Origin of the sequence: Bradyrhizobium cajani (genome assembly GCF_009759665.1) — a bacterium.
GTDB lineage: Bacteria > Pseudomonadota > Alphaproteobacteria > Rhizobiales > Xanthobacteraceae > Bradyrhizobium > Bradyrhizobium cajani.
In genome coordinates this window covers 15,031-41,380 of record NZ_WQNE01000049.1, presented here as the reverse complement: position 1 = coordinate 41,380, position 26,350 = coordinate 15,031, and the positions used below count along the sequence as shown (strand labels likewise).

Annotated in this window: 20 protein-coding genes and 5 pseudogenes; 11 read left to right on the top strand and 14 right to left on the bottom strand. The window is 58.8% G+C overall.

The genetic code is table 11. The features are described 5' to 3' along the window. Positions 1-1,236 (top strand): thioesterase domain-containing protein (locus GPL20_RS40035; protein WP_283812247.1); only part of this gene is annotated, 1,236 nt, incomplete at its 5' end. A 109-nt stretch (positions 1,237-1,345) separates the two neighbouring features. Here GPL20_RS40035 and GPL20_RS35360 read toward each other — a convergent pair. Then, the gene (locus GPL20_RS35360; RefSeq protein WP_205751231.1) at positions 1,346-2,029 is read right to left on the bottom strand and encodes a hypothetical protein; all 684 of its coding nucleotides are present in this window, start codon (positions 2,027-2,029) and stop codon (positions 1,346-1,348) included. Positions 2,030-2,056: 27 nt separating this feature from the next. Between GPL20_RS35360 and GPL20_RS35355 the strand changes: the two genes are divergently transcribed. After that, the gene (locus GPL20_RS35355; RefSeq protein WP_347340052.1) at positions 2,057-2,728 is read left to right on the top strand and encodes a class I tRNA ligase family protein; all 672 of its coding nucleotides are present in this window, start codon (positions 2,057-2,059) and stop codon (positions 2,726-2,728) included. Then, positions 2,673-3,677, top strand: a complete 1,005-nt coding sequence (locus GPL20_RS35350; protein ID WP_246251207.1) for an aminotransferase-like domain-containing protein — start codon at positions 2,673-2,675, stop codon at positions 3,675-3,677. Before GPL20_RS35355 ends, GPL20_RS35350 begins: the two co-directional genes overlap by 56 nt. 116 nt (positions 3,678-3,793) lie before the next feature. On the opposite strand, the pseudogene GPL20_RS35345 reads toward GPL20_RS35350, so the two are convergent. Both GPL20_RS35345 and GPL20_RS40350 read right to left on the bottom strand, forming a co-directional pair. Next, positions 3,794-4,136, bottom strand: a pseudogene (locus GPL20_RS35345) (transposase); the annotation flags it as partial. 246 nt (positions 4,137-4,382) lie between these two features. Further along, a pseudogene (locus tag GPL20_RS40350) lies at positions 4,383-4,955 on the bottom strand (recombinase family protein); the annotation flags it as partial. Between the two features lie 29 nt (positions 4,956-4,984). Between GPL20_RS40350 and GPL20_RS35335 the strand changes: the two are divergent. Continuing rightward, positions 4,985-5,407, top strand: a complete 423-nt coding sequence (locus GPL20_RS35335; RefSeq protein WP_246251205.1) for an MFS transporter — start codon at positions 4,985-4,987, stop codon at positions 5,405-5,407. A 401-nt stretch (positions 5,408-5,808) separates the two neighbouring features. Here the strand turns inward: GPL20_RS35335 and GPL20_RS35330 are convergent, their stop codons facing one another. The 3 genes from GPL20_RS35330 to GPL20_RS35320 all read right to left on the bottom strand — a co-directional run bounded on the left by GPL20_RS35330 (position 5,809) and on the right by GPL20_RS35320 (position 8,596). Next, a complete protein-coding gene (locus GPL20_RS35330; RefSeq protein WP_254126002.1) occupies positions 5,809-6,837 on the bottom strand; it encodes an LLM class flavin-dependent oxidoreductase in 1,029 nt (342 codons plus the stop codon). Positions 6,838-7,066: 229 nt separating this feature from the next. Beyond that, complete coding sequence (gene hisC, locus GPL20_RS35325) at positions 7,067-8,164, bottom strand: histidinol-phosphate transaminase (RefSeq protein WP_157336800.1); 1,098 nt, start codon at positions 8,162-8,164, stop codon at positions 7,067-7,069. A gap of 189 nt (positions 8,165-8,353) precedes the next feature. Then, positions 8,354-8,596 carry a hypothetical protein gene (locus tag GPL20_RS35320; protein WP_157336799.1) on the bottom strand — a complete coding sequence of 81 codons (243 nt, stop codon included), beginning with the start codon at positions 8,594-8,596 and terminating at the stop codon, positions 8,354-8,356. A gap of 472 nt (positions 8,597-9,068) precedes the next feature. Between GPL20_RS35320 and tnpA the strand changes: the two genes are divergently transcribed. The 4 genes and pseudogenes from tnpA (at position 9,069) to GPL20_RS35300 (ending at position 12,077) form a co-directional block, all read left to right on the top strand. Continuing rightward, complete coding sequence (tnpA, locus tag GPL20_RS35315) at positions 9,069-9,530, top strand: IS66-like element accessory protein TnpA (protein ID WP_157336798.1); 462 nt, start codon at positions 9,069-9,071, stop codon at positions 9,528-9,530. Beyond that, entirely contained in the window at positions 9,527-9,880 is a 354-nt protein-coding gene (gene tnpB, locus GPL20_RS35310) for an IS66 family insertion sequence element accessory protein TnpB (RefSeq protein ID WP_157336797.1), read from the top strand. Before tnpA ends, tnpB begins: the two co-directional genes overlap by 4 nt. Positions 9,881-9,930: 50 nt before the next feature. Continuing rightward, a pseudogene (tnpC, locus tag GPL20_RS35305) lies at positions 9,931-11,468 on the top strand (IS66 family transposase). Positions 11,469-11,489: 21 nt separating this feature from the next. Continuing rightward, positions 11,490-12,077, top strand: coding sequence for a UPF0149 family protein (locus GPL20_RS35300; protein ID WP_246251203.1), 588 nt, complete (start codon positions 11,490-11,492; stop codon positions 12,075-12,077). Between the two features lie 662 nt (positions 12,078-12,739). Here the strand turns inward: GPL20_RS35300 and GPL20_RS35295 are convergent. The 8 genes from GPL20_RS35295 to GPL20_RS35260 form a co-directional block, all read right to left on the bottom strand. Continuing rightward, the gene (locus GPL20_RS35295; RefSeq protein WP_254126018.1) at positions 12,740-14,266 is read right to left on the bottom strand and encodes a class I adenylate-forming enzyme family protein; all 1,527 of its coding nucleotides are present in this window, start codon (positions 14,264-14,266) and stop codon (positions 12,740-12,742) included. A gap of 288 nt (positions 14,267-14,554) precedes the next feature. Continuing rightward, positions 14,555-14,857 (bottom strand): hypothetical protein, encoded by a 303-nt coding sequence (locus GPL20_RS35290; protein ID WP_157336793.1) that lies wholly within the window; start codon positions 14,855-14,857, stop codon positions 14,555-14,557. A gap of 129 nt (positions 14,858-14,986) precedes the next feature. Beyond that, complete coding sequence (gene trpC, locus GPL20_RS35285; RefSeq protein WP_157336791.1) at positions 14,987-15,805, bottom strand: indole-3-glycerol phosphate synthase TrpC; 819 nt, start codon at positions 15,803-15,805, stop codon at positions 14,987-14,989. Positions 15,806-15,819: 14 nt separating this feature from the next. Further along, positions 15,820-16,833, bottom strand: a complete 1,014-nt coding sequence (trpD, locus tag GPL20_RS35280) for an anthranilate phosphoribosyltransferase (RefSeq protein WP_157336805.1) — start codon at positions 16,831-16,833, stop codon at positions 15,820-15,822. A gap of 1,681 nt (positions 16,834-18,514) precedes the next feature. Further along, positions 18,515-20,122: an acyl-CoA carboxylase subunit beta gene (locus GPL20_RS35275; protein WP_157336789.1), complete on the bottom strand. Its 1,608-nt coding sequence runs from the start codon at positions 20,120-20,122 to the stop codon at positions 18,515-18,517. Position 20,123: 1 nt separating this feature from the next. Further along, positions 20,124-20,627: a biotin/lipoyl-containing protein gene (locus tag GPL20_RS40215; protein WP_157336787.1), complete on the bottom strand. Its 504-nt coding sequence runs from the start codon at positions 20,625-20,627 to the stop codon at positions 20,124-20,126. Position 20,628: 1 nt separating this feature from the next. After that, the gene (locus GPL20_RS35265; RefSeq protein ID WP_157336786.1) at positions 20,629-22,104 is read right to left on the bottom strand and encodes an acetyl-CoA carboxylase biotin carboxylase subunit; all 1,476 of its coding nucleotides are present in this window, start codon (positions 22,102-22,104) and stop codon (positions 20,629-20,631) included. 238 nt (positions 22,105-22,342) lie between these two features. After that, positions 22,343-22,480, bottom strand: coding sequence for a hypothetical protein (locus GPL20_RS35260; protein WP_157336784.1), 138 nt, complete (start codon positions 22,478-22,480; stop codon positions 22,343-22,345). A gap of 1,162 nt (positions 22,481-23,642) precedes the next feature. Between GPL20_RS35260 and GPL20_RS35255 the strand changes: the two genes are divergently transcribed. The 3 genes and pseudogenes from GPL20_RS35255 to GPL20_RS35240 form a co-directional block, all read left to right on the top strand. Further along, positions 23,643-23,900 (top strand): cold-shock protein, encoded by a 258-nt coding sequence (locus GPL20_RS35255; protein ID WP_157336783.1) that lies wholly within the window; start codon positions 23,643-23,645, stop codon positions 23,898-23,900. 905 nt (positions 23,901-24,805) lie between these two features. Beyond that, positions 24,806-25,480 (top strand): annotated as a pseudogene (locus GPL20_RS40210) (site-specific integrase); the annotation flags it as partial. A gap of 231 nt (positions 25,481-25,711) precedes the next feature. Then, positions 25,712-26,209: pseudogene (locus tag GPL20_RS35240) on the top strand (tyrosine-type recombinase/integrase); the annotation flags it as partial. Positions 26,210-26,350 lie beyond the last annotated feature (141 nt).

Sequence of the window (26,350 nt, the reverse complement as noted above, 5' to 3'; positions counted from 1 at the left end):
ATAAGTGCACACCTGCCGGAGTACATGGTGCCATCGGCGTTCGTGCGGCTGGCGGCGCTGCCGCTGACGGTGAATGGCAAGCTGGACCGCAAGGCGCTGGCTGCGCCGGACGATGAGGCGTATGCGCCTCGCGCCTATGAGCCGCCGCAAGGCGAGATCGAGATCACGTTGGCACAGATCTGGGCCGAGCTTCTGGGTGTGGAGCGGGTCGGACGCCACGACGACTTCTTCGAACTGGGCGGGCACTCGCTATTGGCGGTGCAGCTGCTCAGTCGAGCGCTCGATGCCGGGTTCAACTTTACCGCCGCCGATCTCTTCCAAGCCCCTGTTCTGAGGGAGCTCGCATCGAAGATTCATCTGAAGCGACAGCCCAGCAGTCCGCAAGTGATTTCCGTTCTGGAAACGGGATCACAGCCACCGCTCTTCTTTGTTCCCACAGGATTGGGCGATTGTTCCTATGTCCTCCCCCTTGTGAAGGAAATGGACGTCGACTGTCCGGTCTATGCTTTGCCATGGCCGCATTTCGACGACGAACGTCCACTAACTCTTGAGGCGATAGCCGCGGAAGTAATGCTGGTAGTTAGAGAGATCCAGTCACGTGGACCGTATCGCTTTGCTGGATACTCATCAGGGGCAATCTTGGCTTACGCGATTGCGCAGCAGTTACTGAATCTGGATGAAGCTGTGTCGTTCATGGCCTTCATGGATACTGCGTTATCTGCAAATCGACGAAGCTTATCGCTGACCCAGATGGTACGGGAAGTGCTACTGGATTCTTTGGAATTCTTAGACGATGACAGCTTCCAGGTTTTAGAACGATTTGCTGCAAACAGCTCGATTGGCCAACTGATTCAAAAGGCACAGCAAATTGGGGCGATACCTCTGGATCGTGATCTAGAAAGCCTTCTTCTGACGTATGAAAAGGCAGCGCAGTTCCAAAGGGCACTGGACTTGTATGAAGCTCCACCTCTTGGAATCGAGATCAACCAGTTTTATGTCAACGGACCTGCCCGCAGCCGTCGTGGACGAGGTTCAATGGGTCAGGGAGCAAGTTCGCCGTTGCGGGGGTGGGACAGGGTTTTGCGTGCTGAAGCCATTCACGCCGTGTCCGTTCCGGGTGACCACACGACGATGATGAACATCCCAGAAAACCGCCGAATTCTGGCTCGATGCCTTTCGATAGCCTTGTCCAATTCACCAGACCGTCGGCAGCAATCACAGGTACCCCCGAGCTAACCTTGTTCGGGCATCGATTGGAGCGGCGGATATTGACCTGCCACTGCGTATTTCCTCCAGATCGAGTCAGGTCCGGCCTCAGATCAAGATCACAGATCATTTGATTTGTTTAATCAATCGCAATAATCGGATGTTGGGCCTCCCCGCAACCACCGATGCTTGCGATAGCAAGCCCATCCAGAGCCCCGGCTTCCGAAAGGAAGTCGGGGTTTTTCTTGCCCGCCGCAAAGCGCAGGATCGCGGCCAGGTCGCCGCGCAATACGATCGCCAGCTCTTCGCCATCGGGGACAAGTGTTACCTGATCGACCAACGCGCGCAAAACCTCCGCCGCTTCGGCTCTCCCGCCTTCACCTTGCAGGCTCTCGTACAGGGCGGCCACGCGTTGACGGTAGATCTCCGCCATATTCGGGTGAAGGAGGGGCGGCGGCTCCGCCGCGTTCGCCAGGAGGTCTATTAACTCGACCTTCCGGGCTTCCAGAACGCCAATCTTGTCCTTCAGCTTCACTCCCCGAACGCCATCAAGGATAGCTTGAACCGCTTTATCCAGCTCGCGGTCGGTACGCTCGAGTTCGCGCCTTTGCGCCTTGATATCGGCTCCGCGCTCGATCCTGAGTCGATTCACTTCCCGGGTAAACTCTTGGCAGAATTCCTTAAACAGCTCGGGTTCCATGAGATGCGTGCGGAGACCGCTCAGTACGGACGCCTCCAACGCGTCGCGCCGGATGTTCAAGCGGTTATTGCACGTTCCCTTGTTGCGCGCCGTTGCGAAGCCGAGCAGGTCCTGCGAAATCATCGTGCACCGTAACGAGACCGCGGCGGAATACGCCGAGCTGCGCTTTCAATCAGCTTCCTCAGCTATGGATATCCAATTCCAAAAAACAACTCCGTCCAAGATTTCTACAAGCTTGAGGGCGAGAAGTTGTCCACCAGTCGTGATCATGCTCTCTGGGCCGATGAGGTGGCGCGCGCGGTGGGCCCAAACGTACTCCGTTATGCGCTGGCACGGGTGGCCAAGCCGTTTGGAACCGACGCAAACCATTTCGATCTCGATGTGCTCATGTCGGCAGCCTCACGCATTCGGGTATGGGAGGATGCATTGCGGCGATATGCAGAAAGCGCAGGCACCGCAGAGAGCACCGAACTCTCCCCGAAATGCCGCCGCTTCGCTGATGATTACGCCGCCGCGGTCACCGCCCTTCGCTTCTGGGATGCCCTTGATATCATCGACAGATATTTCGAGCTAGTTGGCTTCGCAAATGCAGAGAATGGGACATGGAATTCTGTCCAGATCTCGCTGTTCCTGAGCTTAATCTATCCCGTAATAACTGAGCTCGCGATGGGCTACGGCCGACACTACATTGGCGAGGCGTGGGCGCCGTCCCTCGAGAGGTCAGCTGTAGCAGCCCAGCCAAAAGCATCGGTGGACCTGCCCCGTTTTGGCGCGCCAATACCTGCAAGCTTTGCCTTGGAGTACAAAAAGCGCTTTCGCTAAGGAAAAATTTGACAATCATGAAGGTCCGAATGACGAAGCCATGAATATGCGCGTTTCAAAACGGAGCGCTCTCGCTCGAGGTTTTGCGCCGTTCGACGCCTCAAGTGCCAGGAAGGGTATCAATTTCGGTTACGCGCTGCCCGACCCGGTAATGTTTGCAGAACTGCCGTGGCCTGACGCGTTCGACGGACGGACAGGCGTGGCTCCCGCCGATCTGCCGCAGTATACGGACTCGGCGGGCTTGCCCGAACTTCGTACAAAGCTGGCACTGAGGTACGGTGTGGGGCGTGACCAAGTTATGCTGACGGGAGGGGCTTCACAGGCCCTGCAATTGCTTGCCGATGGCTGGATTGACCCCGGTGACGTCGTCCTGACGGAGGACCCCTCTTACTTGGGTGCACTGCGTATGTTTTCGATCGCGGGCGCAACCGTAGTCCAGCTAGGTATGGCCGCAGAGGGTGTGGATCTGAACGAGGTGGAGGCAATCCTGCAGACCAGCACCCGGGTGAAGCTTTTTTACACGATGCCGGCATTTCATAATCCAACCGGGCACCAGATGTCATACGACTATGTGGCCAAACTGGCGGCACTGCTAGCCCGCAGTGGCGCTCTCTTGGTGCAGGATCTTGTGTATTCTGAGTTGCCTTATAACGGTCCAGCGCATTGGTTGGCGCCGGGCAACAACGTGGTCAATGTCCATAGCATCTCAAAAATTGCCGGACCGGGACTTCGGATGGGCTGGGTGCTTGCGGAGTCTGACATCATCAACGGGCTTGCACACCTCAAACGCGACGGTGGCGTAAGTCCCGTTCTCAGTAATGTCGTTTTGGGATTGTTGCAATCGAGCGCGCTCGACTCGCACATAACACGCTTGCGCGAGCACTACCGAGCGAAGCGTGACGGCGTACATAGGTTGTTGCAGCGAAGCCGGATTTGCGAGCCGGGGTAAGGCAGGCCATCCTTGGCACTTAAGCGGCTCGACCCCGATACGGATTATGAAGGCTGTCATCGCCAGCTTCGGCGGAAACGAAGCGCCGCTTATTGCAATCATTTTGGGGCTGTGGGGAGCCGCTTGCGCCAATGACTGAGGTCGCTTCGTTCGTGCGGAAACTCGTGCTGGAAAAACTCAAACCCGGTGAAGTGCTGGAAATACGGGTCGTAGACCCAGCGCTGGCAGACGCCCTCGTCGGATGAGCCGTAGATGTTTCAGCAACAGCAGCCCAATGACGAAACGGCTCTCGATCCCCGGTCGGCCTTTCTCGCTGTAGAGGGGTGCGATCTCGCGATCGATCCAGTCCCAGTCGATCCTGGTACCGAGCTGCACCAGCTCGTGCTTCAGATTGATGATCTGATCGAGCCTGGCGCGAAACAGATCGCCTTCCGTCGTCTCCGGCTTCTTGGGTCGCATCGTTCCCCTCCGGTGCGACCAAGGAATCACGACTGCCGATTCGAGGAAATCTTCAAAATGGATTTGCAAGCTTTCGAGGCGTTAACCCTCGAAAGCTTGCAAGTCCAAACCAGCGCCGCCCCGAAAAAACGACTCGTATTCAACGGTTTGGGCGCTTTTTCACAGGCGACTTAGATGGCGCTTGAACTGTTTGGCATGGGCATAACGACCCGCCATCATCGCCGCCTGCTTGGCGATGCGCCTTAGGTAGTCTGCAAAGATGCGGCGGATAACAGCTGCTTCGGTCTCGTTGATGGCGCGGTCACCTCGGATCGGCTCGCCATTAGCGGCGAATTGCTTGACGACGTCATAACCGATGCACAGCCCGCCGCCCGACTTGCCGTCCGCGACGTGGCCGCGCAGACCTCGCCGCGTCTTGTCCGAGGTCCTTCAGGAACAAGGCGTTCATCGTGCCCTTCAGCCCGACGTGGAGATGCGTGACGTCTCCCTCCGAAAGGGTGACGATCCGTACGCCAGCGAAGGCCATGCGCTTAAATAGCCCGGCAATGTCCTCCTGATCGCGGCTGAGCGGTCCATCGCCTCGGCAAGCACCACCGCAAACTTCCCCCGCATAGCGTCGCTGATCAGTTCCTGGATACCAGGGCGAAGAAGCGATACACCGGAGATCGCTCGGTCCGTGTAGCTGTCGACCGCCGTCCAACCTTGCTTCTCGGCGTGGAGGCGGCAGAGCCGCAACTGATCTTCGATCGACGCGTCTCGCTGATTTTCAGACGAGTAGCGGGCCGGGTTCACTGCTTCACGGAGTCCCGCTGCTCTCATCCGCGCTCTTTGCTTATGGTTTCGAAGCGTTGATCGGAAACGAGGCCTGCGGCGTTCTGACCGATCGCTTGGGCTCCTACAAGGTCCTCATCGGGGCAGTCACCGCACAATTAATTTTACTGGTAGGAATAGTTGCATTCGGGCGACACGGTTTCCTCACGCTGCTCATCGCCTTTCTGTGGGGGAACGTGAGTTACATGTATCTTGTCCCCATCCAACACCGACTCCTCGGTTTAGCCGGGGAAAGGTCGAGGCTAGTCCTGGCGATGAACAGCTCGACCATCCTTGCAGGCATCGCTATCGGCGCGTTTTTCGGCGGAATTATCGTCGAAACCAACGGGGTTAAATCCCTTGCCGGGGCGTCCATACTGATTGGCCTTGTCGGCCTCGGGCTTGCGGTTGTCTTCGTGCGCGAGGCAGAACCGGCGGAAGCTGCGCGTAGGCATGAATAGGATGCTGGAAGACAACTCGCGGACGCGGGGCGGCGCAACAGTTTTGCCGTTGCGAACAAAAGATATCGGAACGCAGACAGCCTAAGGAGGTGCCTAACACGCCGGCGATGACATTAGCTGGGGTCGAAGAATGCCAGTCGAATCGGATCTCGTTAAGCACTCGCCGCCACCATGCTGTCATTTGCCGAGAGTAGGCATTCGAAGTCGTGAAATCCAATCCACACGGATGACGAAGAGGCCTTAGAATATCGGCCTCCTCTCGAACGCGCCGCAGAGAACCCAGGAGATCGGTCTGTCACTGCCGGGCCGACCCAGTTTGGGGGTGTGCTGTGCTCTGCAGCACATTGGAGCTCATCGAGCATCTCACGCAAATAGTTGTTTTGAGTGGATCTCGAAACCAATCACCTCTCTGGGGCGATGAATTCAGAGTGGATCGCAGCTGCCGTGTTAACGGCTGCGTCGACAGGCAGGTTTCCAAATGCGGGCTGGCAAAGAAGATAGTTGGCACCGGCCTCTTCCAGATGATGAAGAAGGGTCTGCCGCACAGAAGCTTGCGTTCCTACGACGCACAGTTCACTTTCGATTGCGGCCTCGAAAGTCGGAGGAAGATTGGCGGGCAGGGATAGGTCGTTCAACTCGTATAAGAACTTAAAGCTGGTGAGCCAGCGTTCGTAAGCTGGTGCGGCGAGCGAATAGGCCTCTGCTTCAGAGCGACCAATCACGATCATGCGGAGCAAAGCAATAAACCGGTCCCTACCTTCAGCCAGGCGCTTGGTTTTCTCATGAGCGCGAAACACGTCGCTGACTTTGCGTACAACAGAAGACGGCCCCACGCACGCAAGGTTTGCGCCATTTGCTGCTGCCCAACTGGCGGACTCTGGCCGATTTGTAGCGACCCATGTCGGAGGGTGCGGACGCTGGTGGGGCGAAAGGGTCAGAGGAACACCGTCGAGGACAAAATGCTGCCCCCGATAGTTTAGAACTCCGCCATCCATCGCATTAAGAAGGATTTGGGAAGCTTCTTCGTAACGACTGGGAGCCACATCCGCGTCCACCCCGAAATAAGTTAGTTCCATCGGGAGGGAGCCACGCCCAATACCCACTTCAAGTCTGCCATTACTCAAGTGATCCAACATGCAGATCTCCTCGAACGCACGCAGCGGGTGATAGAGGTTGAGCAGCATGACCAATTGGCCGACGCGAAGCCGCTGGGTGCGCTGTATCACGCTGGATAAAAACAGGTTGGGCGAGGGGCTTCGTCCATGGGGTGTACAGTGATGCTCCGCGAGATGATACGCATAGAATCCGAGGCGATCGTAGGTCTCGGCCAAGACCAGACGGTCTGCATATTGATCGGCAATACTGCGCCCATCTTCATCAAAATGATCGAAGATGCCGCAAGTCAGATTTGAATCAAGGATGTTAGTCACTAGACTATCTCCGGTGTGTGAGGTTGAGGACCGCTGACTGTCGAAAGCTGAAGCGGCTTGGCGAATGCGTTGCTTTTGAAGGGCCGAGTTCATGCCGCCTGCGGCGATAGCTCTGCGGATCCAGAGTGTACGTCCGACAGCAGATCGAAGAGGCGGCCTGGCGAGGAGCCGGGCGGGCGCGCCAAACCTTCTTGCTCACGTGCCCGACGGTTGGATGAACATGCCGGACTTAAGAGCTGTCTGCTCCCCGACGAATCTTGTCGACAGCCTCAAGAAATGGGTCCATCTGGTTCCTTGTACCGATGCTAACGCGAATACAATCTTCTAGACCGTCATCCGGAAAGAAGGCGACAAGGATCCCCTGACGCTCCAAAGCGCTCTGCCACCATTTGCCGTCCCGACCCGCAGGCACACGGGCGAGGAGAAAATTCGCGTGCGAGGGTATTACAGAGAACCCGAACTCGGAGAGCGCGCCCGAGACTCGCTGCCGTTCATGCTTGATGTGGCTGTGGTTCTCGTCATAAGCGCGACGATTGGAAAGGACGCTCATGCCAACGGCGTGCCCAATCACATTCATGTTGAACATATTCTGGATGTTACGAAGCCTCCCAATCAGCTCGGGATGTCCGAACGCGAAGCCAATGCGAATGCCTGCGGTTGCATAGCTCTTGGAGAACGTACGCAGAATCAGAAGATTTGAATATCGGTTCACCAGGTGCAGCCCGTTCTCAGGCGCGAAGTCGATATACGCCTCGTCCAGCACGACCAATCGGTCATACTTCGCTACGAGGCGCTCGATCTCAGCGACTGGCACGAAGGCACCCGTCGGATTGTTCGGATTTGCCAACAGAATGAATTTGGCATGTCTTGCAGGTCCGAAGAGAAAGCTGTCGATCGGCAGGCTGTCAAGTTCGTTGCCGCGGACTTCAATAAACTGCGCCCCTTGTAACGAGGCTAGCTTACGGTTGAACGAGAACCCCGGCGACAACATTGCGATGCTGTCACCCGGAGCGAGAAAAGCTCTATAAATCAGGCTAAGAAGTTCAGATGATCCATTACCAGCCATGACGCGATCCGCGGACATGCCATAGGCGGCGGCCGCTGCTTCCCTCAAGGTGATATTGTCATGCTCTGGATACAGGTATTGCCGCTCTAGCGCTGCAATTGCACTTCGCATCACAATGCTTGGCAACGGAAATGGATTCTCATTTGCATTTAGCCTCATCAAACAAGCAGCCGGCGCTGGCCGGCCCGCCGGGAGAGCGTCCAATTCGCGAGCGATCGGAGTAAGCAATGACAGCAGGCTCGGTATTTTTGCGTCTGTCATGATTGTCTTTCGTTCTCCGGTGAAGAGTTTTGCGCGAGTGGCGCGCCAACGGCGCCGAAAGCTGGCGGGCTGGGATGTTCGAACTAAGCAGTCTTAGTGGGGTCGAGCGCATCGGGTCAGGCGCCAGCGAAGGTGAGCTGAAGTCACCCGTGCGGGTGGGCTATCTCGATGCTGTGAGCAGGACGAAACTCAACTGATCTGAACGACCAAGACGCGTTCGCTGTCCGTCGTCTTGAGCTCAGAAGCTATTATCTTCCGCATCACACAGCTCCGTTGCAAAAGGATCCAGAGATCCAGTTCTTCAACGAGCGACGTTCCAAGCTGGCGGACCCCTTTGATGGCGCTATCGATGTATGTCAGCCACGAACGAATGGGTCCGCAGGTCTTGTCGGGCGAAGTCTCTCGTTCAAAGACTGGGGCCGTATCGATCATCCTCGCGCTGTCCAGTACAATCCTCTATCCTTCGCTCAAGCAGTTTCCGACCAATCATCCTCGTGGTGCCGAATCTCATCCGTTCTCCCGGCACTCCGTCGAGAAGTGAGCCCCTGAACCCTAAGCCGCGGCCTAGCTGGAGTTGGTGTGGTGATGCACCACCGCCTCGTTGTCTTAGATCGTACAATTTGACGCCACGTACGATTCAAGCCCCTAGTGCGCCTTGCAGTCAATTTCCTGGACTCAACAGGATCGAAGGCGTTGGAGTGTATACTGGCGCGTGCGCGACGCCTGCTTCAGCAGAACCAGCACCAACTTGGACCGAAAGTCTACTTTGCACGGGCTGGAGGTGGGATCTGTTGAAAGAGCAGGACACACCGACCTTACGTAAGCGGCATGACGCCCCCACCTAGCCATCCGTCGGCTTGCGCGCAATACAGCCTGGCATGAGCGGTTCGCTGGAAGTGGAACGATGGCAAATGCCATGCTTGATGTCAGACAGGAAGGCGATTCTTATCGTCGCGTCGAGGTAATCACCGGGGAGCGCCGGCGGCGACGATGGACGGGCGAGGAGAAGGCCCGGATCGCGGCGGAGAGCTTTGAGGAAGGTGCGAACATCTCCGAGGTGGCGCGACGCAATGGCGTTTCCCGCGGACTGCTCACGGTGTGGCGACGCCAGGTTGCGACGGTGGTAGCCGGCAAGGCGTCGAGCTTCGTGCCGATCCAAATTGGGGCCGAGAGCGACGGCGAGACGGCCGGCGAGGCCGAGCGCAGTTCGCCAGCACAGACGAGGCCTTTGGAGATCGCCGCGCCGCCGGCGAAGGACTGCGGAGTGATCGAAATCGAACTGAGTGGGGCGCGCATCCGGGTTGAGCCGGGCGTGGAGCTGGCGACGCTTTTGACGGTGCTGTCGGCGCTTCGGGGCATCCGTTGATTGCGCTGCGGTCTGGCCTCAAGGTGGTGCTGGCGACACAGCGGGTCGATTTCCGCACGTCGGTGCACACGCTGTCGGCGCTGGTGAGCGAAGCGCTGCGTGCGAACCCGTATTGTGGCGACGTCTTCGTGTTCCGCAGCAAACGCATGGACAGAGTGAAGCTTTTAGCGTGGGACGGCAGCGGCATGGTGCTGGTGACGAAGTGGTTGCACCAGAGGCATTTCACCTGGCCGCCGATCCGCGACGGTGTGGTGCATCTAAGTGCGACGCAGCTCGCGATGCTGCTCGAGGGACTCGAGCGGACGCGTGTCTCTCCCAAGCCTGCGAAGCAGCCGGCCGTTGTTGGCTGAGAGGTGATGATTTCGCTGGAGCATGGAGTGGGCGCATGTATCGTTCGATCATGGCGATTCGCCCCGATGCTCTCCCGACCGATCCGGCGGCTCTGACCGAGATGGTGCTCGCGCTTGACGTCGAGAACGAGAAGCTGCGCGGGGCGATGCAGACGCTCAAGGAGATGATCTTCGGGAAGCGCTCGGAGCGGCTTGCCACGCTCGTGGCCGAGCAACTCGCGCTTGAGCTTGACGACCTTGAGACCGGCGCCACCCCGCCTGCGGCGAAGCCGTCTGATAAGCTACGCAAGAAGGCGCGCCGCAACATCGGCGCGCTGCCCAAGCACCTGCCGCGCTGCGAGCAGGTGCTGGAGCCGGAGGCGACCGCCTGCCCGTGCTGCCAGGGCCAGCTCCACAAGATCGGCGAGGACGTCAGCGAGGTGCTGGACGTGATCCCGGCGATGCTGCGGGTGCTGCGGACGATCCGTCCCAAATATGGCTGCCGCGGCTGCACCGATGGTGTGGTCCAAGCGAAGGTGCTGCCGCGCCTGATCGAGAGCGGCATGGCCTCAACCGCGCTCGTGACTCACGTGGTGGTCTCCAAGTTCGCCTGGTATTTGCCGCTGTACCGGCAGGTGCAGATTTTGGCCGGCCAGGGCATCCATCTTGACCGATCGACGCTTGCCGGCTGGGTGAAGCGTTGCGGCCTGGTGGCTCAAGAGCCTCTATGAGCTCCAGCTGCGCACAATCCAGGCCTCGCCGCGCGTGTTCGGCGACGAGACTCCGATGCCGGTGCTCGATCCCGGACGACATCGCACTCGCATCTGCCAGTTCTGGGCGCATGCCATGGATGACCGGCCATGGGGTGGCCCTTCGCCGCCGGCGGTCGCCTACGTGTTCGCCGACGGCCGCGGCACCGAGGAGATCGCCAGACAATTGACGGATTTTTCCGGCATTCTGCAGGTGGACGGTTATGCCGCCTACAAGGCGCTCGCCCGCGGTCATGGCGGCGCGATCCAGCTCGCCTTTTGTCTCGCCCATGCCCGGCGCAAATTCGTCGAGGTGTTCAAAATGACGCAGTCGCCGTTCGCGCGCGAGGTGATCGAACGCCTGCTGGTGGTCTATGCGCTCGAAGCCGAGATCCGCGGCAGCGGTGCCGAGCAACGGCTGGCCGCCCGCCGCACCGGGGCCGCTCCGTTGATGGCGGCGCTCAGGGCACGGCTGACCGCCATGGTCGACCAGCTCTTCTCCCAGTCGAAGCTGACGGAGGCCATCAACTACGCGCTCAACCACTGGGACGGGTTGACGTTGTTTCTCCGCGACGGCCGCGTCGAGGTCGACAGCAATACGGTCGAGCGTTCCATACGCCCGATTGCCATGGGGAGGCGCAACTCGTTGTTCAGCGGCAGCGAAGGCGGTGCCGAGAGCTGGGCGATCCTGGCGTCAATCGTGAACACCGCAAAGCTCCATGAGCTCGATCCGCAGGGCTAATCTGACCGACGTGCTGGAGCGCATCGTCTCCGGGCGCACCAAGAGCCATCAGCTCCACGAGCTGCTTGCCTGGAACTGGAAGGCTGCCCGCCAGCGCACTGCGCAGGCAGCCGCGTGAGCCCACGTCGCATCGTCGTCGATGGCCGCCGCCGCGATACGGCTTACGGACCTCGAGCGATGGCTCCAGGCTCGCGTCGATCGGCATCCCGCCGCCACCAATCTCCCCATGCTCGACGGTTACGTCGCCGCGATCGGGACCGGACCGGTGTCGACGAGCCCGCTCGACTGGATCTGCCCGCTGCTCGCCATCGATGCCGATGCTTTCAACCACGGCGGCACCCCGGAGTTCGCGGCGATTTCCGCCGTCGCGCTGCATCATAACGAGATCCGCCAGACCCTTTCGACCATGCCTCGCCAGTTCGCGCCGATGCACCGGCGCGAAGCCAATGGCGATATCGATGCGCGTCCCTGGTGCCAGGGCTTCTATGTCGCGATGCGGCTCAGGCTGTCGGCGTGGGCGCCGTTGCTGGACACCAGCGACGTCAATCACGGCCTGCTGCTGCCCGTCCTGCTGCACTGTCGTGACGATCGGGTGGTCCGCTGCTCGGACCGCCGCGAAGCGGCCGCGAAATCGAGGACTTTCTCCGCAACGCCCACCTCGATATTCCAGCGGCCGTCGAGGCGCTGCGCCAATACTGGATGCCGACGCTACGCACGCGCCCGCTGATCACTGCGGATGTGGGAGCGCATACCGGTTACGACCTTACGTTTGGCGCCGAAGTTTAGGTCGGCAACACGCTGGTTCACGCCAAGACGGGCAATTCGTGGCCCATGTGAAGACGATGCTCTGCAACGGCTTAACGATCACACACTTGTAACCGTCATCCTCCAGATGGAGGTGGTCATCAAACAGCATCGAGCGCAAGGGGCTCGACCAGGCTGTCGCTGCGACTTCCCCGCATTACACGCTAAGGGCGTTCATCTCGGACAGAAATGGCGGGTTACACCACCAAACCAAGCGCGCTCCGCGGGGGCCACTGTCGAGCCGGTCATCGCCAGATCAGATCGAGTGCGGCACGGGCAATTAACGATGGTATCGCGAAGGAGACGCCATCGACGCGGTCCTCGAGTGCTGGCTATCACTTCCGGGCCTCGCCGTGGGGGAAACTGGTGTTGCGCCCAAGTTTCTCTCCTGGCTCGGCTCGTCCGAGGTTCTTGATTCATACGGACGACTACCTGTTTTAGTCGACAACTCCGAACCGATTACTGCGATCTTGTGTGACACAAAAAGGCCAGAAGCAGATTGGAGGCGATGATGGCTTGAGTAGCCAAGTCGGGCTTGAAAGGTAGATACTACCGTTGGTGTCCAATCCTATACATTCAATCTGCCTAGATTTGACTGCTTGTGCGGGCATCGAGCTCCTTCAACTTGAAATGCTGGATTTTGCCCAACTCCGTCTTCGGCAACCCATCTGTAAAGATGATTTCGCGTGGCGCCTTAAAGCCTGCGAGCTGCGCCTTCACAAAGGCGATCAGCAGGTCCGCCTCAATCCGGGCCCCGCGCTGCTTGACTACATAGGCGACGGGCACTTCCTCCCAACGAGGGTCGGGCCGGCCGATAACGGCGCACTCCGCGACATCGGGGTGTCCCGTAAGCACCCGCTCTACCTCCGCCGGATAAATGTTTTCTCCGCCGGAAATGATCATATTCTTCTTGCGATCTAGTACCCAAAAATATCCATCCGTATCGTGGCGACCGACATCGCCAGTATAATACCAGCCGTTGCGCAAAACCTCGCGGGTTGCATGTTGGTTGTTCCAATATTCAGAGAAGAGATTGGGCCCGCGTACTGCAATCTCGCCTGCAGTGCCTGGCGGCAGCCTATCGCCGGCATCATTCATGATTGCCACTTCGCAGCACAGGCCCGGCAGTCCGGTCGAACCATCACGTGTGAGATCGCCGCCTCGCCGTGTATAGAGAGCAATTGGACTGGTTTCCGTCGAGCCATAAACCTGCAGCACCGTTACGCCGCGTTCGGCCAATTGTTTGATGACGTGCCTTGGCACCATGGTTGAGCCGGTGGAGATGGCCTTCAGTGAGGATACGTTGACCATCGGCCACCCGGGATGACCGGCCAGAGCTTGGATCGTCGCTGGCACCAATACAGTTAAAGTGGGTTGATCGCGCTCAAACGCTGCAAGCGTTGCCTCTGGCGTAAACCGCCCGTGGAGCGTCACGGTTGCGCCGTAATGCAGCGCTGGCGTGGTCAGAATGTTGAGGCCGCCGACGTGAAACAAAGGCAACACGGACAGGATATGATCGCTGGGGCCGAGCCCATGCATGTGCCGACTCATGACGCCATTCCAAAGCAAGGCTTCCTGGCGCAGCACAGCGCCCTTGGGTCGTCCCGTAGTTCCCGACGTATAGACGATCAGGAGTGGGCAGGACAGATCGACATACGCGTTGCGGTCATCACCGCGCGCTTCCTCGAGCAGCTCACACCATTTGCTTCCGCCGACTGGGTCAAAGTCGAATCCTATAATGGTTGCCGAGGGCAACTGCTCCGCTAGCGTCGGGAGGAGTCTCTCAAAGGCCGGTTCAAGCACAAGGACTTTGATACCAGCATCGGACAGGATGAAGAGCTGCTCGGCGATCGCAAGCCGCCAATTTAACGGTACGAGAATTGCGCCGAGCCGGGCGCAGGCATACAGCAGAACGAGATAGTCAGGCCGATTGAGGCTAAGGATCGCAATGCGGTCACCTCTCTCGACGCCGAGCCGGACTTTCAAGGCTCGCGCGGCCTGTTCGATACGGCCGAAGAGAGCGCCATAGGTCAACGTGGTCCCCTCAAAATGGATTGCGGCTTTGTCGGCCTCGAACGCCGCGTTGCTCTCAACCAGAGTGCTAAGATTTATCATCAGTCGCTCGCCGTTTTCGTCGTTGACATCGTCGTCGTTCCGACGTGGCCAAATGGAAAGTCAGATCCTGGGTCGTGGAGTTCGATTGCGTTGTCATCGGTTGATTGAGGAGCGGCTCCCAGGCGGTCGCGGGGCCGCTACGCCAAGCCATTCAAAATCCGATTTGGAACGCCACCAGACCAATCCCCTTGCTCCCCGATGACGGCCGGCGGCAGATACCTGCGGCAACCCGGGGGTAACGTCTACTGGACCGGCCGCCTCGCTACGGGAGTGGGGCGTCCATAATCAGAATTTTTTCTCGATGTGCACGCGAATTGCGTTTGCGTCGACATCGATCCAGTTTAGCTCGCGGGCCAATTCAACCATCTTTCGGTAAGCTGTTGCCCAGGAGTTATCGTCATGCGGGGTGCCTGGCAGAACGGGAATAAGATCAACAGGTACCAGTGCATTGTCCCTGTCCGCGATGACAATCCCTCTTAAAGCAGGCGATCCTACAGGCGCTTCAGCCTTGAATACGAGCTTAAGCTTACGGAAATCGAAGGGATCGTGCAGGTGTAGGCCACGTTTACGTGAGTATTCGATGATCATTGCGATACGTTTCGAAAGAGTTGGCCGGACCGTCAATGTAGGCCGAGGCGATTGCTGCCACGCGCATAGGCCGATGCCGGTCTTGCCGAACGGGAGCTAATCGAGTCGGAGCGGAGGATTCTGCGTGCATCAATGCGTTCCGGGCCTAACGGCAGGCCGCTGCGATAGCAGCGCAAGGGTTGCTGCCGTGACATCGGACTGTCGCATCAAACTCTCGCCGACGAGGAAAGTTGAGACGCCTACCCGTGAGAGCCGCTGCAGATCGGAATTCGCAAAGATGCCGCTTTCGCAGACGGTTAAACGGTCTCGTGGAACCAGCGGCGCCAGCGCTTCTGTGATCGCTAGGGTTGTCACAAAGGTACGCAAGTTACGGTTGTTAATGCCAATCATGGGCGAATGAAGCCTTAGCGCGCGCTCGAGCTCCTCCCGATCATGGATCTCGATTAGGACGTCCATACCATATGAGTGTGCGGCGGCTTCGATATCGCGGGCAGCGCCGTCGTCGAGAGCCGCCATGATGATCAGGATGCAATCAGATCCATAGGCGCGCGCTTCGATTACCTGATAGGTATCGAAGATGAAGTCCTTTCGCAGTATCGGCAGACTTGTTGCAGCTCGCGCTGCCATCATAAAATCGAGATGTCCCTGAAAGGACTTCCCATCCGTCAGGACCGAGAGGCAGGCTGCTCCGCCGGCTTCATAGGCTTTCGCCAGCAAGGACGGATCGAAGTCGGCGCGAATGAGGCCTCTAGAGGGGGATGCCCTCTTTATCTCGGCAATTAGTGCGTACTCGCGCGCAACATGCTTGTTGCGGATCGCGCTGACAAATCCGCGTGGCGCCGGAGCACGCCGTGCGAGCGCCTCGACCTCTGATAGCGGAACTGCTCCCTTGGCGTAGATGATCTCCTCGCGCTTATAGGCCTCGATCCTGCTCAGAAAGTCCGACATTGGCTATCCCGTCGTCAAGCGTTTGACACTTCGATCAGACGCTTCAGTCGGGCCGCTGCGGCGCCCGTATCGAGTGATTGCTCTCCAATGGCGACGGCCTCCTTTAGGGTCTTGACGTGGCCGGCGACCACCAGCCCTGCTGCGGCGTTGAAAATCGCGATGTCCCGATACGGGCCTCGTATGCCTTCCAGCACGCGTTGTAGCGCCACTGCGCCAGCGTCGGCATCGCCGCCCTTTAGACTTTCTCCGCCACAACGAGTGAGGCCTGCTTCCTCCGGCGTCACCTCGAATGTGCGGATACTGCCCTCGCTAAGTGCGGCGACTAGAGTAGGACCGGTAAGAGTGAGCTCGTCGAGCCCATCCAAACCATGCACGACCCAGGCCGACTCAGCGCCAAGAGTCTTCAACACTTCCGCGAAAGGCTGCACCCACCGTCGCGAAAAAACCCCCACAAGCTGCCGCGTGATCCCTGCCGGATTGGCTAGCGGGCCCAGCATATTGAAGATGGTACGAGTCGCAAGCTCGGCCCGTGTCGAGCGGACGTGCTTCATCACGGGATGATGGATGGGCGAATACATAAATCCAATTCCAGCTTCGCGCACACACCGGCCAACGCGATCAGGATCCAGATCAAGCTTCACGCCGAGCGACGCGAGGACGTCGGCGGAACCTGAGCGCGAGGAGGCCGCTCCGTTGCAATGTTTTGCAACTGGAACGCCAGCGCCTGCGACAATGAAAGCGGCACATGTGGACACGTTCACGGTGCCAGAACCATCCCCTCCGGTGCCGACAATGTCGATTGCCTCGGCGGGCGCGCTCACCCGGAGCATCTTGCTGCGCATGGCCGAAACCGCTCCCGTGATCTCCTCGACGGTTTCGCCCCGCACCCGCAGCGCCATCAGGAGCCCACCAAGCTGTGAAGGCGTGGCCTCGCCAGACATGATTATTTGGAATGCCGATGCTGCTTCTTCGTGGGTCAATCCGGCGCCGGTGGCGACTTTCCCAATGCTAGACTTGAGGGAGTCCATGGTGAGTGCGAGCCCCAATCTTGGTTGCTGCTGGTCGCGGAAGTTGGTGGGTGATCTGGTAGTCGGGTGGACGAAGGGTGCCATCGGCCCTTCATCTCGCGACAAAAAGCCGAACCTCCCTCAGGAACTCACGACAAATACATCTATTCGCCGGATTCCAGGCCATCGCAGCCGCAGGGAAAGACGGTGTCTTCGGCTGCGGCCGTTTCGTTCTTGCGCGGCGTACCGTCCGCCCAGTGTCCTGCCGCTCGCGTCATAAGTCAGAAGTCGATGCACACGGGACCTTCCTCTATGCTGCTCTTTATAAGCCCAATCGCGCTAGTACCGTCGGGGCCAAATAGATCGAGGTTGGCGCCACGATAGCGTACAGGCTACAACCTGACGCAACGTGCGTTTCAAGCCCTGCGATGGCGTTCTAGCGGCTTATTCTGCCGGACGGTCGTTCACGCTCGCAAAGCGACAATCATCTGCCGACGCCAACCACAGACATGTAGAAGGATCACGCGAATTGACAGTCGGGAAGGCGAAGCGGCGATGTACCTCAATACCATCGCACGATGGCGATCGTTCCGATCAGCCAATTTCGAGAATGACATCGGGACCTACAATGCCTGGCCTGCGTCGAGCTCAGTGAAGCGTTGAGCGCCTCTCCACTTGGGCGACCGGCGCGATCGTTGAGTCGCCGAACGACGCTTCAAATTCGACGTAGTAGGCATTGGTGTCGCGTTTGAGGTGACGCGAATAAGCTGTATCGGGCCGCGGAAATTCCACCATCGCACTCACTTATCACTAGAGCGCAGTGCAGCTCTCCTAATGACGATCCAGGTCTGAAGGCAAGAGCCATCAGCGCTACGGCTGCAGGCCGACGTCAATCGGAGCAGCAAGCTCCCTGACGGGCGGGGAGGGAACTTAACTCCGCCAAAGACGTGTCCATATCGTCTCAGTGCGAGCGACTGTCAGGCCGGCTTTCTCGAGAGCATCCAAGATGTTCTCCGCAGCCACTCGCGGACTGCCCTGATGTTCTTTGTTGAGGTCATCCGATAACGCGCCGGCGATGAGCGCAATCGCTTTGTTGCGCCGCGGGCAGTCGTAATCGGCATGCTCGCCGCAAGCACTACACGCCCTCACCGGTCGGCCAGTCCAGGGATCGTGCAAGGCGCTTTGGCACCATTTATTCGAGTGACATTTTGGGCACAGCATAGACGCAGATTCCTTGACTGTTGAGCTTCGCGCGATGTCGTAGTCGGCTGCACGAGTGCTTTGGGCTCTACGTCTGCATCAGGGTTGGGCACAAGCCAGCCTGCAGGCGCCAGAGACGAACAACACGATCGAGGCGTGCGCCGTAGAATCCCGACATATGGGAGGAAGCCGTTTCAAACTGGGCCGTGCGAAGCCGACTCAAGTCGAGGTTCGTGGCTGATTAAGCCTGGTGAGTGTTCGCTCTGCCGTCGAGCCGGGCGCAACGCCATACCTAATCCCTTAAAGTGCGCCCAGACCCAAGTCTTGCGGATTATACGCCGACGGTGTGTGTGGAGCTCTCCGACGCAGGGCCTCCTTCGTGAGTGGGAGCGAGCACGGCGCTTTGGCCGCGCGTCTGGGAATGCGAATGGCACGCCGGCTCTGGTGTAGCGGAGGAACATCGTGTCTTGCCTTCATCTGATCTCGATCTCCGGTGCCGCCACTACATTCTGAAGACGCCGTAATGGGGCGCCGCGATGGGCGCATTGAGCGAGGCGCTAAGAACGATAGCAAGGGCGGTCCTGGTGTCCACCGGATCAAGAATTCCGTCGTCCCATATTTCGGATGTCGCATAGTAGGCGTTCGACCGCTCCCGATACTCTTCCACAATGGGCTGACGAATGGCCGTCAGCTCCTCTTCCGAAAGTCGCCTACCCCGGCACGCCAATTGCTTTGCCTTGACATGTGTGAGCACGCCCACCGCTTGTTCGGCGCCCATTGCTGAGATCTGAGAGTTCGGCCAGGAAAACAAAAAGCGTGGGTCAAAGGCCCGTCCTGCCATAGCGTAGGTGCCGGCTCCATGGGAGCTGCTGCAAATGAGCGTGAATTTGGGCACAGACGCTCCAGCCACCGCCATGATCAACTTAGCGCCATCCTTGGTTATGCCTCGCCTTTCGTAGTCTCGGCCAACCATGAAACCGGTGGTATTCTGCAGGAAGAGAAGGGGTGTTCGGTTCTTGTCGCACAACTGAATGAAATGAGCACCTTTCAGTGCGCTTTCGCTCAGGAGCACACCATTGTTCGCCAGGACACCGATTTGATAGCCGTGGAGCTGTGCAAAGCCGCACACCAGAGTCTCGCCGTAGCAAGGCTGATATTCGTGGAAGCGACTGCCATCGACCAGACGGGCAATGACCTCTCGCATCTCGAGCTGCGCGCGTGGATCCCTTGGAAGGATACCATACAGTTCTGACACGTCGTAGGCCGGCGGCTCCGGGGCGGCCCGGTTGATCAGGGTCTTCGCGGGCTGATGGAAGCGAGCGATGAGGTCACGAGCGATCGCAATCGCATGTGCCTCGGACCTGGCGAGATAGTCGCACGTCCCCGATACGCTGGTGTGCACGCGGCCGCCACCAAGCTCTTCGGCAGTAACTACCGCGCCGGTGGCAGCCTTGACAACCGGGGGGCCGCCGAGAAAAATCGCTCCCGTGCCCTCGACGATAATGTTGTAGTCACTGAGTGCCGGAACGTAGGCGCCCCCCGCGGTGCAATGACCCATTGCGATAGCGACCTGCGGCACTCCCATCTTCGAGAGTATGGACTGGTTCCGAAAGATTCGTCCGGCATGGTATTTATCCGCAAAAAACTCGGCTTGCATCGGTAGGAAACCGCCAGCGCAATCACACAAATGAATCACAGGCAGGTGATTCTCGATCGCTATGTCCAAAGCTCGCACGATCTTCTTGACCGAATGCGGATACCAGGCCCCCCCTTTCACACTGGGATCATCCGCGTGAACGATAACCTCGCGACCAGCAACGATTCCTAGGCCAACGACTTGGGCCGCACTCGGCACCTCACCGTCGTACGCCCTGTTGCCAGCCAGCGTCGAGAGCTCCAGGAACGGCGTATCAGGATCGAGTAATGCCTCGATCCGATCACGAACGAACATCTTGTTCTGTTGCTGCAGCCGCTCGATTTCTCGCGCTGGCCGGTCGAAGCGGATGGCATGCTGGAGCGCCTTCAACTCGGTTGCAAGCCGCTTATTGTGAAGTTCGTTGGCGCGAAACCCTTCCGATCTCGGGTCTACCAGAGAGGCGATCCGCTGCATTCTAAATTCCTTCCTCTGCAAGGCTAACAAGTACAGCGTCACGCTCGAAGCTTTCGCCTTCTTTGAAATGAATGCGGCTGACGACGCCATGCTTTGGAGCGCGTATGATGGTTTCCAACTTCATGCTCTCGATAGTCATCAAGGCTGCGCCGCCGGCCACGGACTGTCCCGGCACAATGTTGATGGTTAACACCATCCCAGGAATTGGCGCACGGGCCATCAGCTGATTTGTTTCCTGGCTAGCCGAAGCAGGGGCCCGCATGGGATCGCGATAACGCAAACTGCGCGCCAGGCCCCGCATATGCAAATGGACAGTCTCACCATCAACAACGAATCTAACTGGCTCGGGCTCACCTGCTATAGTGAGGGTACCGCGACGCTCAGTTTGGCGGGAGAACCTCAGTGAGGCAATCACCTCATTCTCCAAGCGAAGGCGATATCCGTCTTCGTGGCGTACAAGCCATACCGGATATTCTACGCCATTGACTTCAAAGCAGTGTTTCACCTCAATTTCTCCAGCTTCCTAGCGCCGCGTGAAGCTCGGGTACAGCATCCGCGGAGTCTCGGACTTGTCTTGTCAGCAGAGCGGCTGCTGCCAAGAAGGGCGGCAGTGCGACCCCCGAGCCACTCTCTGCAAGCAACGGATTCGCGTCGAGATATCCCGTATGAACTTGGCCGCGTAGAAAGCCCTCGTCCGCGAGGATGCGCGCCAGGGAGCTCGCGTTTGTTTCACAGCCGAGAAGTACCAATTCCCGGATAGCGCGACCTGCCTTCTGCACAGCTTCCAAGCGTGTGGGCGAATGCACGATAATCTTAGCGAGCAAGGGATCGAATGCGGTCGTAATTCTCTGACCTTCCGAGATGCCACTGTCGATCCGTATGTCGTCGCCCTCCGGATACTCGAGCATAAGTATCTTGCCGGTTGTGGGTGCGTACCCTCGTTCCGGCGCTTCTGCACACAACCGGACTTCGATCGCATGACCACTTTGCAAGATGTCGGATTGCGAGAATCCGAGTTTACAGCCGGCGGCGGCATAGATTTGTTCGGCAACAAGATCGATGCCGGTGATCAATTCGGTCACTGGATGCTCGACCTGTAAGCGCGTATTCATCTCAAGAAAATAGAACTCTGTTCCGTCAAAAATGAACTCAACAGTTCCGGCATTATGATAGTTGGCTGCACGCGTGATTCCGACCGCGGCGTCGCACAATCGTTGACGCATATCGGAGGTTAACGCTGGCGAGGGCGTTTCCTCGATTATCTTTTGGAATCGTCGTTGGACCGAGCACTCCCGCTCGAAAAGATGCAAAACGTGTCCGAACGTGTCGCCGAGCACCTGAACTTCGAGATGCCGCGGATGTTCGATGTATCGTTCGACATAAAGCCGACTGCATCCGAAGTATCGCTGAGCCTCACTGCGAGCTTGCGCAATCGCGTCCTCCAGCGATCCGAGATCGCGCACAATCCGCATTCCCTTACCACCGCCGCCCGCCGAAGGTTTGACGAGCAAAGGCGCTCCGACTGCTCGCGCGCGAGATAAGAATGTCCCTGGATCGTCTTCTTCAACTGCGCAAGGTGCGACCGGAAATCCGTTCCGCTGGACGAAGTCGCGAGCGCGAATTTTATCGCCCATCAGTTCTATGCTTTCGGGAGCCGGACCGATGAAGGTGATGCCAGCCTTTATAACCGCGCGGGCGCACTCGACATTCTCTGATAGAAAGCCATAGCCAGGGTGAAGGGCGCCGGCCCGCGCTTTGTGAGTAGCAGCGATGATCTGGGCGATATCGAGATATGCCGCAATGGGTGTACGCCCGCTGATTGGTATAGCAGCGTCGGCCATCGAGACCGCGGGAGTGTCCGCATCGATCTCGTGGTACACGATTGCAGAGCGAAGCCCGAGCTTGCGTAGGGTCTTGATGATACGTACAGCAATCTCACCTCTATTAGCGATCAAAACTGTATCAAAGGGCAATTGCTTCATTTTCCACATCTTCGTCAAAAGCCAAGCCGACTTAGGCCTCGTTTAACGGCGCTGTCGTCAGGTGCGACGGCGGCCCGCCCATGGGGTGCCGGCTTGGAAGAGTTGAATTGCTTCGGAGCCTGCGGGCCGAGGGACTCGGAATTCCGATGGTCGAATTCGAGCTGCAAGAGGTCGTAACGCGCAGCTCTCTCAAGCCGTAGGTCGCCATTGACGCTTTATCACGGACGGCCCGGCCTGCTTACTTATGGAACTGTTGATCAACTGCGCGCGCTCCTGCTGATATTTCGTTGGCATGGTCATCGGCTTCCTTGGCGATCAGCACGATGATCGCGGAAGGATGGTCTTCTCTCGCTCCTTCGCTGAAACCGAGCGCCACATGCGCAAGCTCCTTCTCGTTGGAGCCAAAGATCCGACAAGCGCGGGGTGAAATCTCTCTGGTAGGTGCTGCAGGCGAAGAGCCGCGTCCGTCCGCTGGCTGATGTATTTGACGAAAGTCTCTAATCCCCAGCGCATCAAGCCAGGAAACCGGGGGGCATTGAAGGGGCGACGGACCTTTCGTGGAAGTTCTCCGGGACAGGCTGGGGCGGAAAGTGCGCAAAAGATTGTGAGACATTCGCGATTCTCATTAGCCGGAAGCCGTTGGGTGGCCAGACACGGTCGCGCCTGCGTTAAGATCCTACAATCTGACGCCACGTGCGGTTCAAGCGTTATGTCGAGATCCGTACATTCCACCAACGACAGGGTGGATAGAACGACAGAAAGCGTCATCGGTGGCCGCTGAGTGGCCCAAGTCGAGCGGTGCGGAGATCTGAAGAAGCGTGTTCGCTGCGCTTGAATGCTTTGCGCGGCTCACCGAATACCAAGCTATCATCGAAAGTGATCGACAGACGGCGACAAATGGGCAATGTGGAGCGCGGCCTACGGGCTCTTATACAGGACACGTGTCGCATTGTCTTCTTCCATTAGATGCTGTTCGTCTGCATGAACGTGAAGGGAATGTTCTGCGACGACAAACACTGGCGGCGTCGTGCTGAAGCGGTCCTGCGATCGCGAGGTTTCGGGGCTCTACAGGTGTGCGGTCGACAATCAAGCTCCTTGGTGCCAGTGTGTCATCCACGTCTCCTCTTTGGAAGCCAAGACACGGGACTTTGCAACACTGTTAGCCGTGACGAGATCAAGTCGAGCTGTCGTCGAGCAATGCTCCGCGGTTTACACGACAGACCGATCGCTCACGTGTAAGAGCTTGTTGTGCTGGCCGCGGCGATCTTCCGAAAAGGATGATGCCGCCCGTCATGAATTCTTGAACAGCCGATTGATCCACCTTTCGTCTTCCTGCCTATGGCGCGGGTGCCGCCCCGCGTGAGGCTTAGGCGAAACGAAAAGCCGATCTTGACTGTACGACCGATGGACTCGTTACATCCATTGCCGGTTGTCGACGCCGGCGACGTGCATCGGATACGATGCGTACAAATGGGCGAGAAGGGTCGTTGTGATCCCTTGATTCCGATCCTGTTGCGATTTCCGTTGCGGTGGAGCGAATGCAGCTATACCCAGTGCGCGAGCGTTTTTTATCAAGGAGCGATACAAAATTGGCGATGGGGACTGTGAAGTGGTTCAATGCAATCAAAGGCTATGGATTCATCAAGCCAGATGAAGGCGGTTCTGACGTGTTCGTGCACATATCTGCGGTCAAGAAAGCGGGGCTGAGCGAACTGCCAGAGGGAGGCAAGATCAGCTACGAACGAGGGACCGGGCGCCCTGGCAAAACATCGGCAGAAAACCTGCGCATTGGTTAAGCTCTGCTGTCGTGAGCCTCGATGCCCCGAACGTTGCGCCTGCACTACCATGGCAAATCGTCGCGAAGGTATGAAAAGCTAAAGCCAGCCTGCAGGGCCGCGTGCTTGGCGCCTGACACTTGCGCGGGAGGGGGCATAAACAAGCCAGGCGCATGAGACATCCGCTCATTTGGTTCAACCGGACAGCTGGCCAGGATCTTGAAGACCCCTACCTGGAACTTCACGCCGCGCTGAGGAGCAATCAGCGTCAGATGTGACCGCAAGGGACAGCGACATCGTGCCAGACCTGTCTGATCGCTCAAGTGTCGCGCGTAGCCTGTGCTGCCCCGCTGAAACATCTTTCATTCAAGCGCACCGATAAGAAGACGGTAGCGATGGAAAAGGGCGCTTAGGAGGCGTGCAGCCAAGGCCGAAGTCGCTCATCTAAAAGCCTAGAAGGAACGAGAGCGAGGGTCGCTCGCGCGAATGCCGAACCAGACTCCAAGAGGGCCCCTCGGAGCGGGATCGGCCAGTGTTCCCCACCAGCGGCGTTGGGCCGACCAGGGACGACGACAGCGTTCGTGTTAACGAAGCAGTCGCAATGAGGTTGGCATGCAGGATGGCCTTCAAAGTCGTCGTGCCGACGGCTGTTCGTCCGCACACTCGCGCCACACGTCGGGTTTGCTTCCGGATGCGCGATCACCATGATCGCCAAGGCCGCTCTCGATCGCGTTGGAATCGAAGGTTGCGCCCACCGCGGCGCCCATATCTTCCGCTAGCCTCGCTACAGAGCTTCTCCGATCTGGGGCGACCTTGTCGGAAATCGGACAGTTGCTGCGGCACGAGAACCACGACACCACCCGGATCTACGCGAGGTCGACATCGATGCGCTGAGAATTGAGCCTGCCCGGGCCGGGAGGCGTGCAATGACCGATCTGCGCTCCGCACTCTATAAGTACCTGAGCATGCGCAAGGGGTTGGGATACAAGTACGAGCACCAGACCCGTCGGCTCGCCGACTTCGTCGCCTTCATGGAGAAGCGCAAAGCCAGCATCATCACGACGAAGCTGGCAATGGAATGGGCAACGCTGCCGCCCGATCGTCATGCATCCTGGTCGTTGCGATTGAGCGACGTGCGCGGGTTCGCGCGCCATGTCGCCAACTTCGATCCGAGAACGGAGGTGCCGCCCGTCGGCATGCTGCCTGGATGGAAGCACGCCAAGCCCTATGTCTACAGCGACGCGGAGATCGATGCGATGCTGATGGCGGCGCTGGCTCTGCCGCCAGCGGACGGGCTGCGCCGATGGACCTACCATACCCTGTTCGGGCTGATCGCGGTGACAGCGTGCGCATATGAGCGTGATGACGTCGACCTCGACGCCGGCGTGCTGACGGTCCGGCTGACCAAGTTCGGCAAGTCGCGACTCGTGCCATTGCATCCGACGAGGAGAACTGCGCTGCGCGACTACGCCGATCGGCGCGATGCGCTGCTCGGATCACGCTGCGGCTCGACCTTCTTCGTTGCCGAACAGGGAGGCCGCTTGCTGCACCAGTACGTTCATCGCGTCTTCTGGCGATTGTCCAGAGAGATCGGGCTGCGGCACCCAGGTGATCGTAGCGGGCCACGCGTGCACGACTTCCGTCATCGCTTCGCCATCCGGACGCTGCTCGACTGGTATCGCGAAGGCAAGGACGTCGAGCAGCAACTCCCAGTCCTCTCCACTTACCTCGGCCACGCCTGCGTGTCGCGATACTTACTGGTATCTCTCGGCCTGCCCCGAGTTGATGGAAGAAGCGGCGCGGCGTCTCGATCGGCGATGGGAGGTGACGCCATGAAGCCCGCCTGCAATGTCGCCACGTTGATCGAGCGCTTCTTCACCGAGCGCCTCATACGCCAGCGCAATGTTAGCGGCAACACGATCGCCTCCTACAGAAACACGTTCCGGCTGCTGTTCATGTTCGCACAGGCGCGGCTGCGTAAGTCCCCATCGGCGCTGACGCTCGCCGATCTGGATGCAGCGTTCATCGACGCGTTCCTCACCGATCTCGAGGTAAAGCGCGGCGCCAGCGTGAAGACGCGTAACCTGCGTCTGACGGCCATCAGATCCTTCTTCAGGTTCGTGTCCTTCGAGGAACCGGCACACAGTGCGCTGATCCAGCGCGTGCTCGCCATACCGAGCAAGCACCATGACAAGCGGCAGGTTCACTTCTTGACGCGCCCCGAGATCGAGGCCGTTCTCGCCGCGCCCGATCGAACGACGTGGCTTGGTCGCCGCGATCACGCCTTGCTGCTGGTTGCGGCCCAGACGGGCTTGCGCCTCTCGGAGCTGGCCTTGACCGGGATGCCGGCGGCGCCGAACTGCGCGCTCTCGCCGGCTCGCCCTATCGTCTCAGCGAATTTAGTTTTCCGTTTTATTTGCCGTCAGCTTACGGACAGCCAAGCTGCTTATCTGCGGAGTCAGGTCTAATGA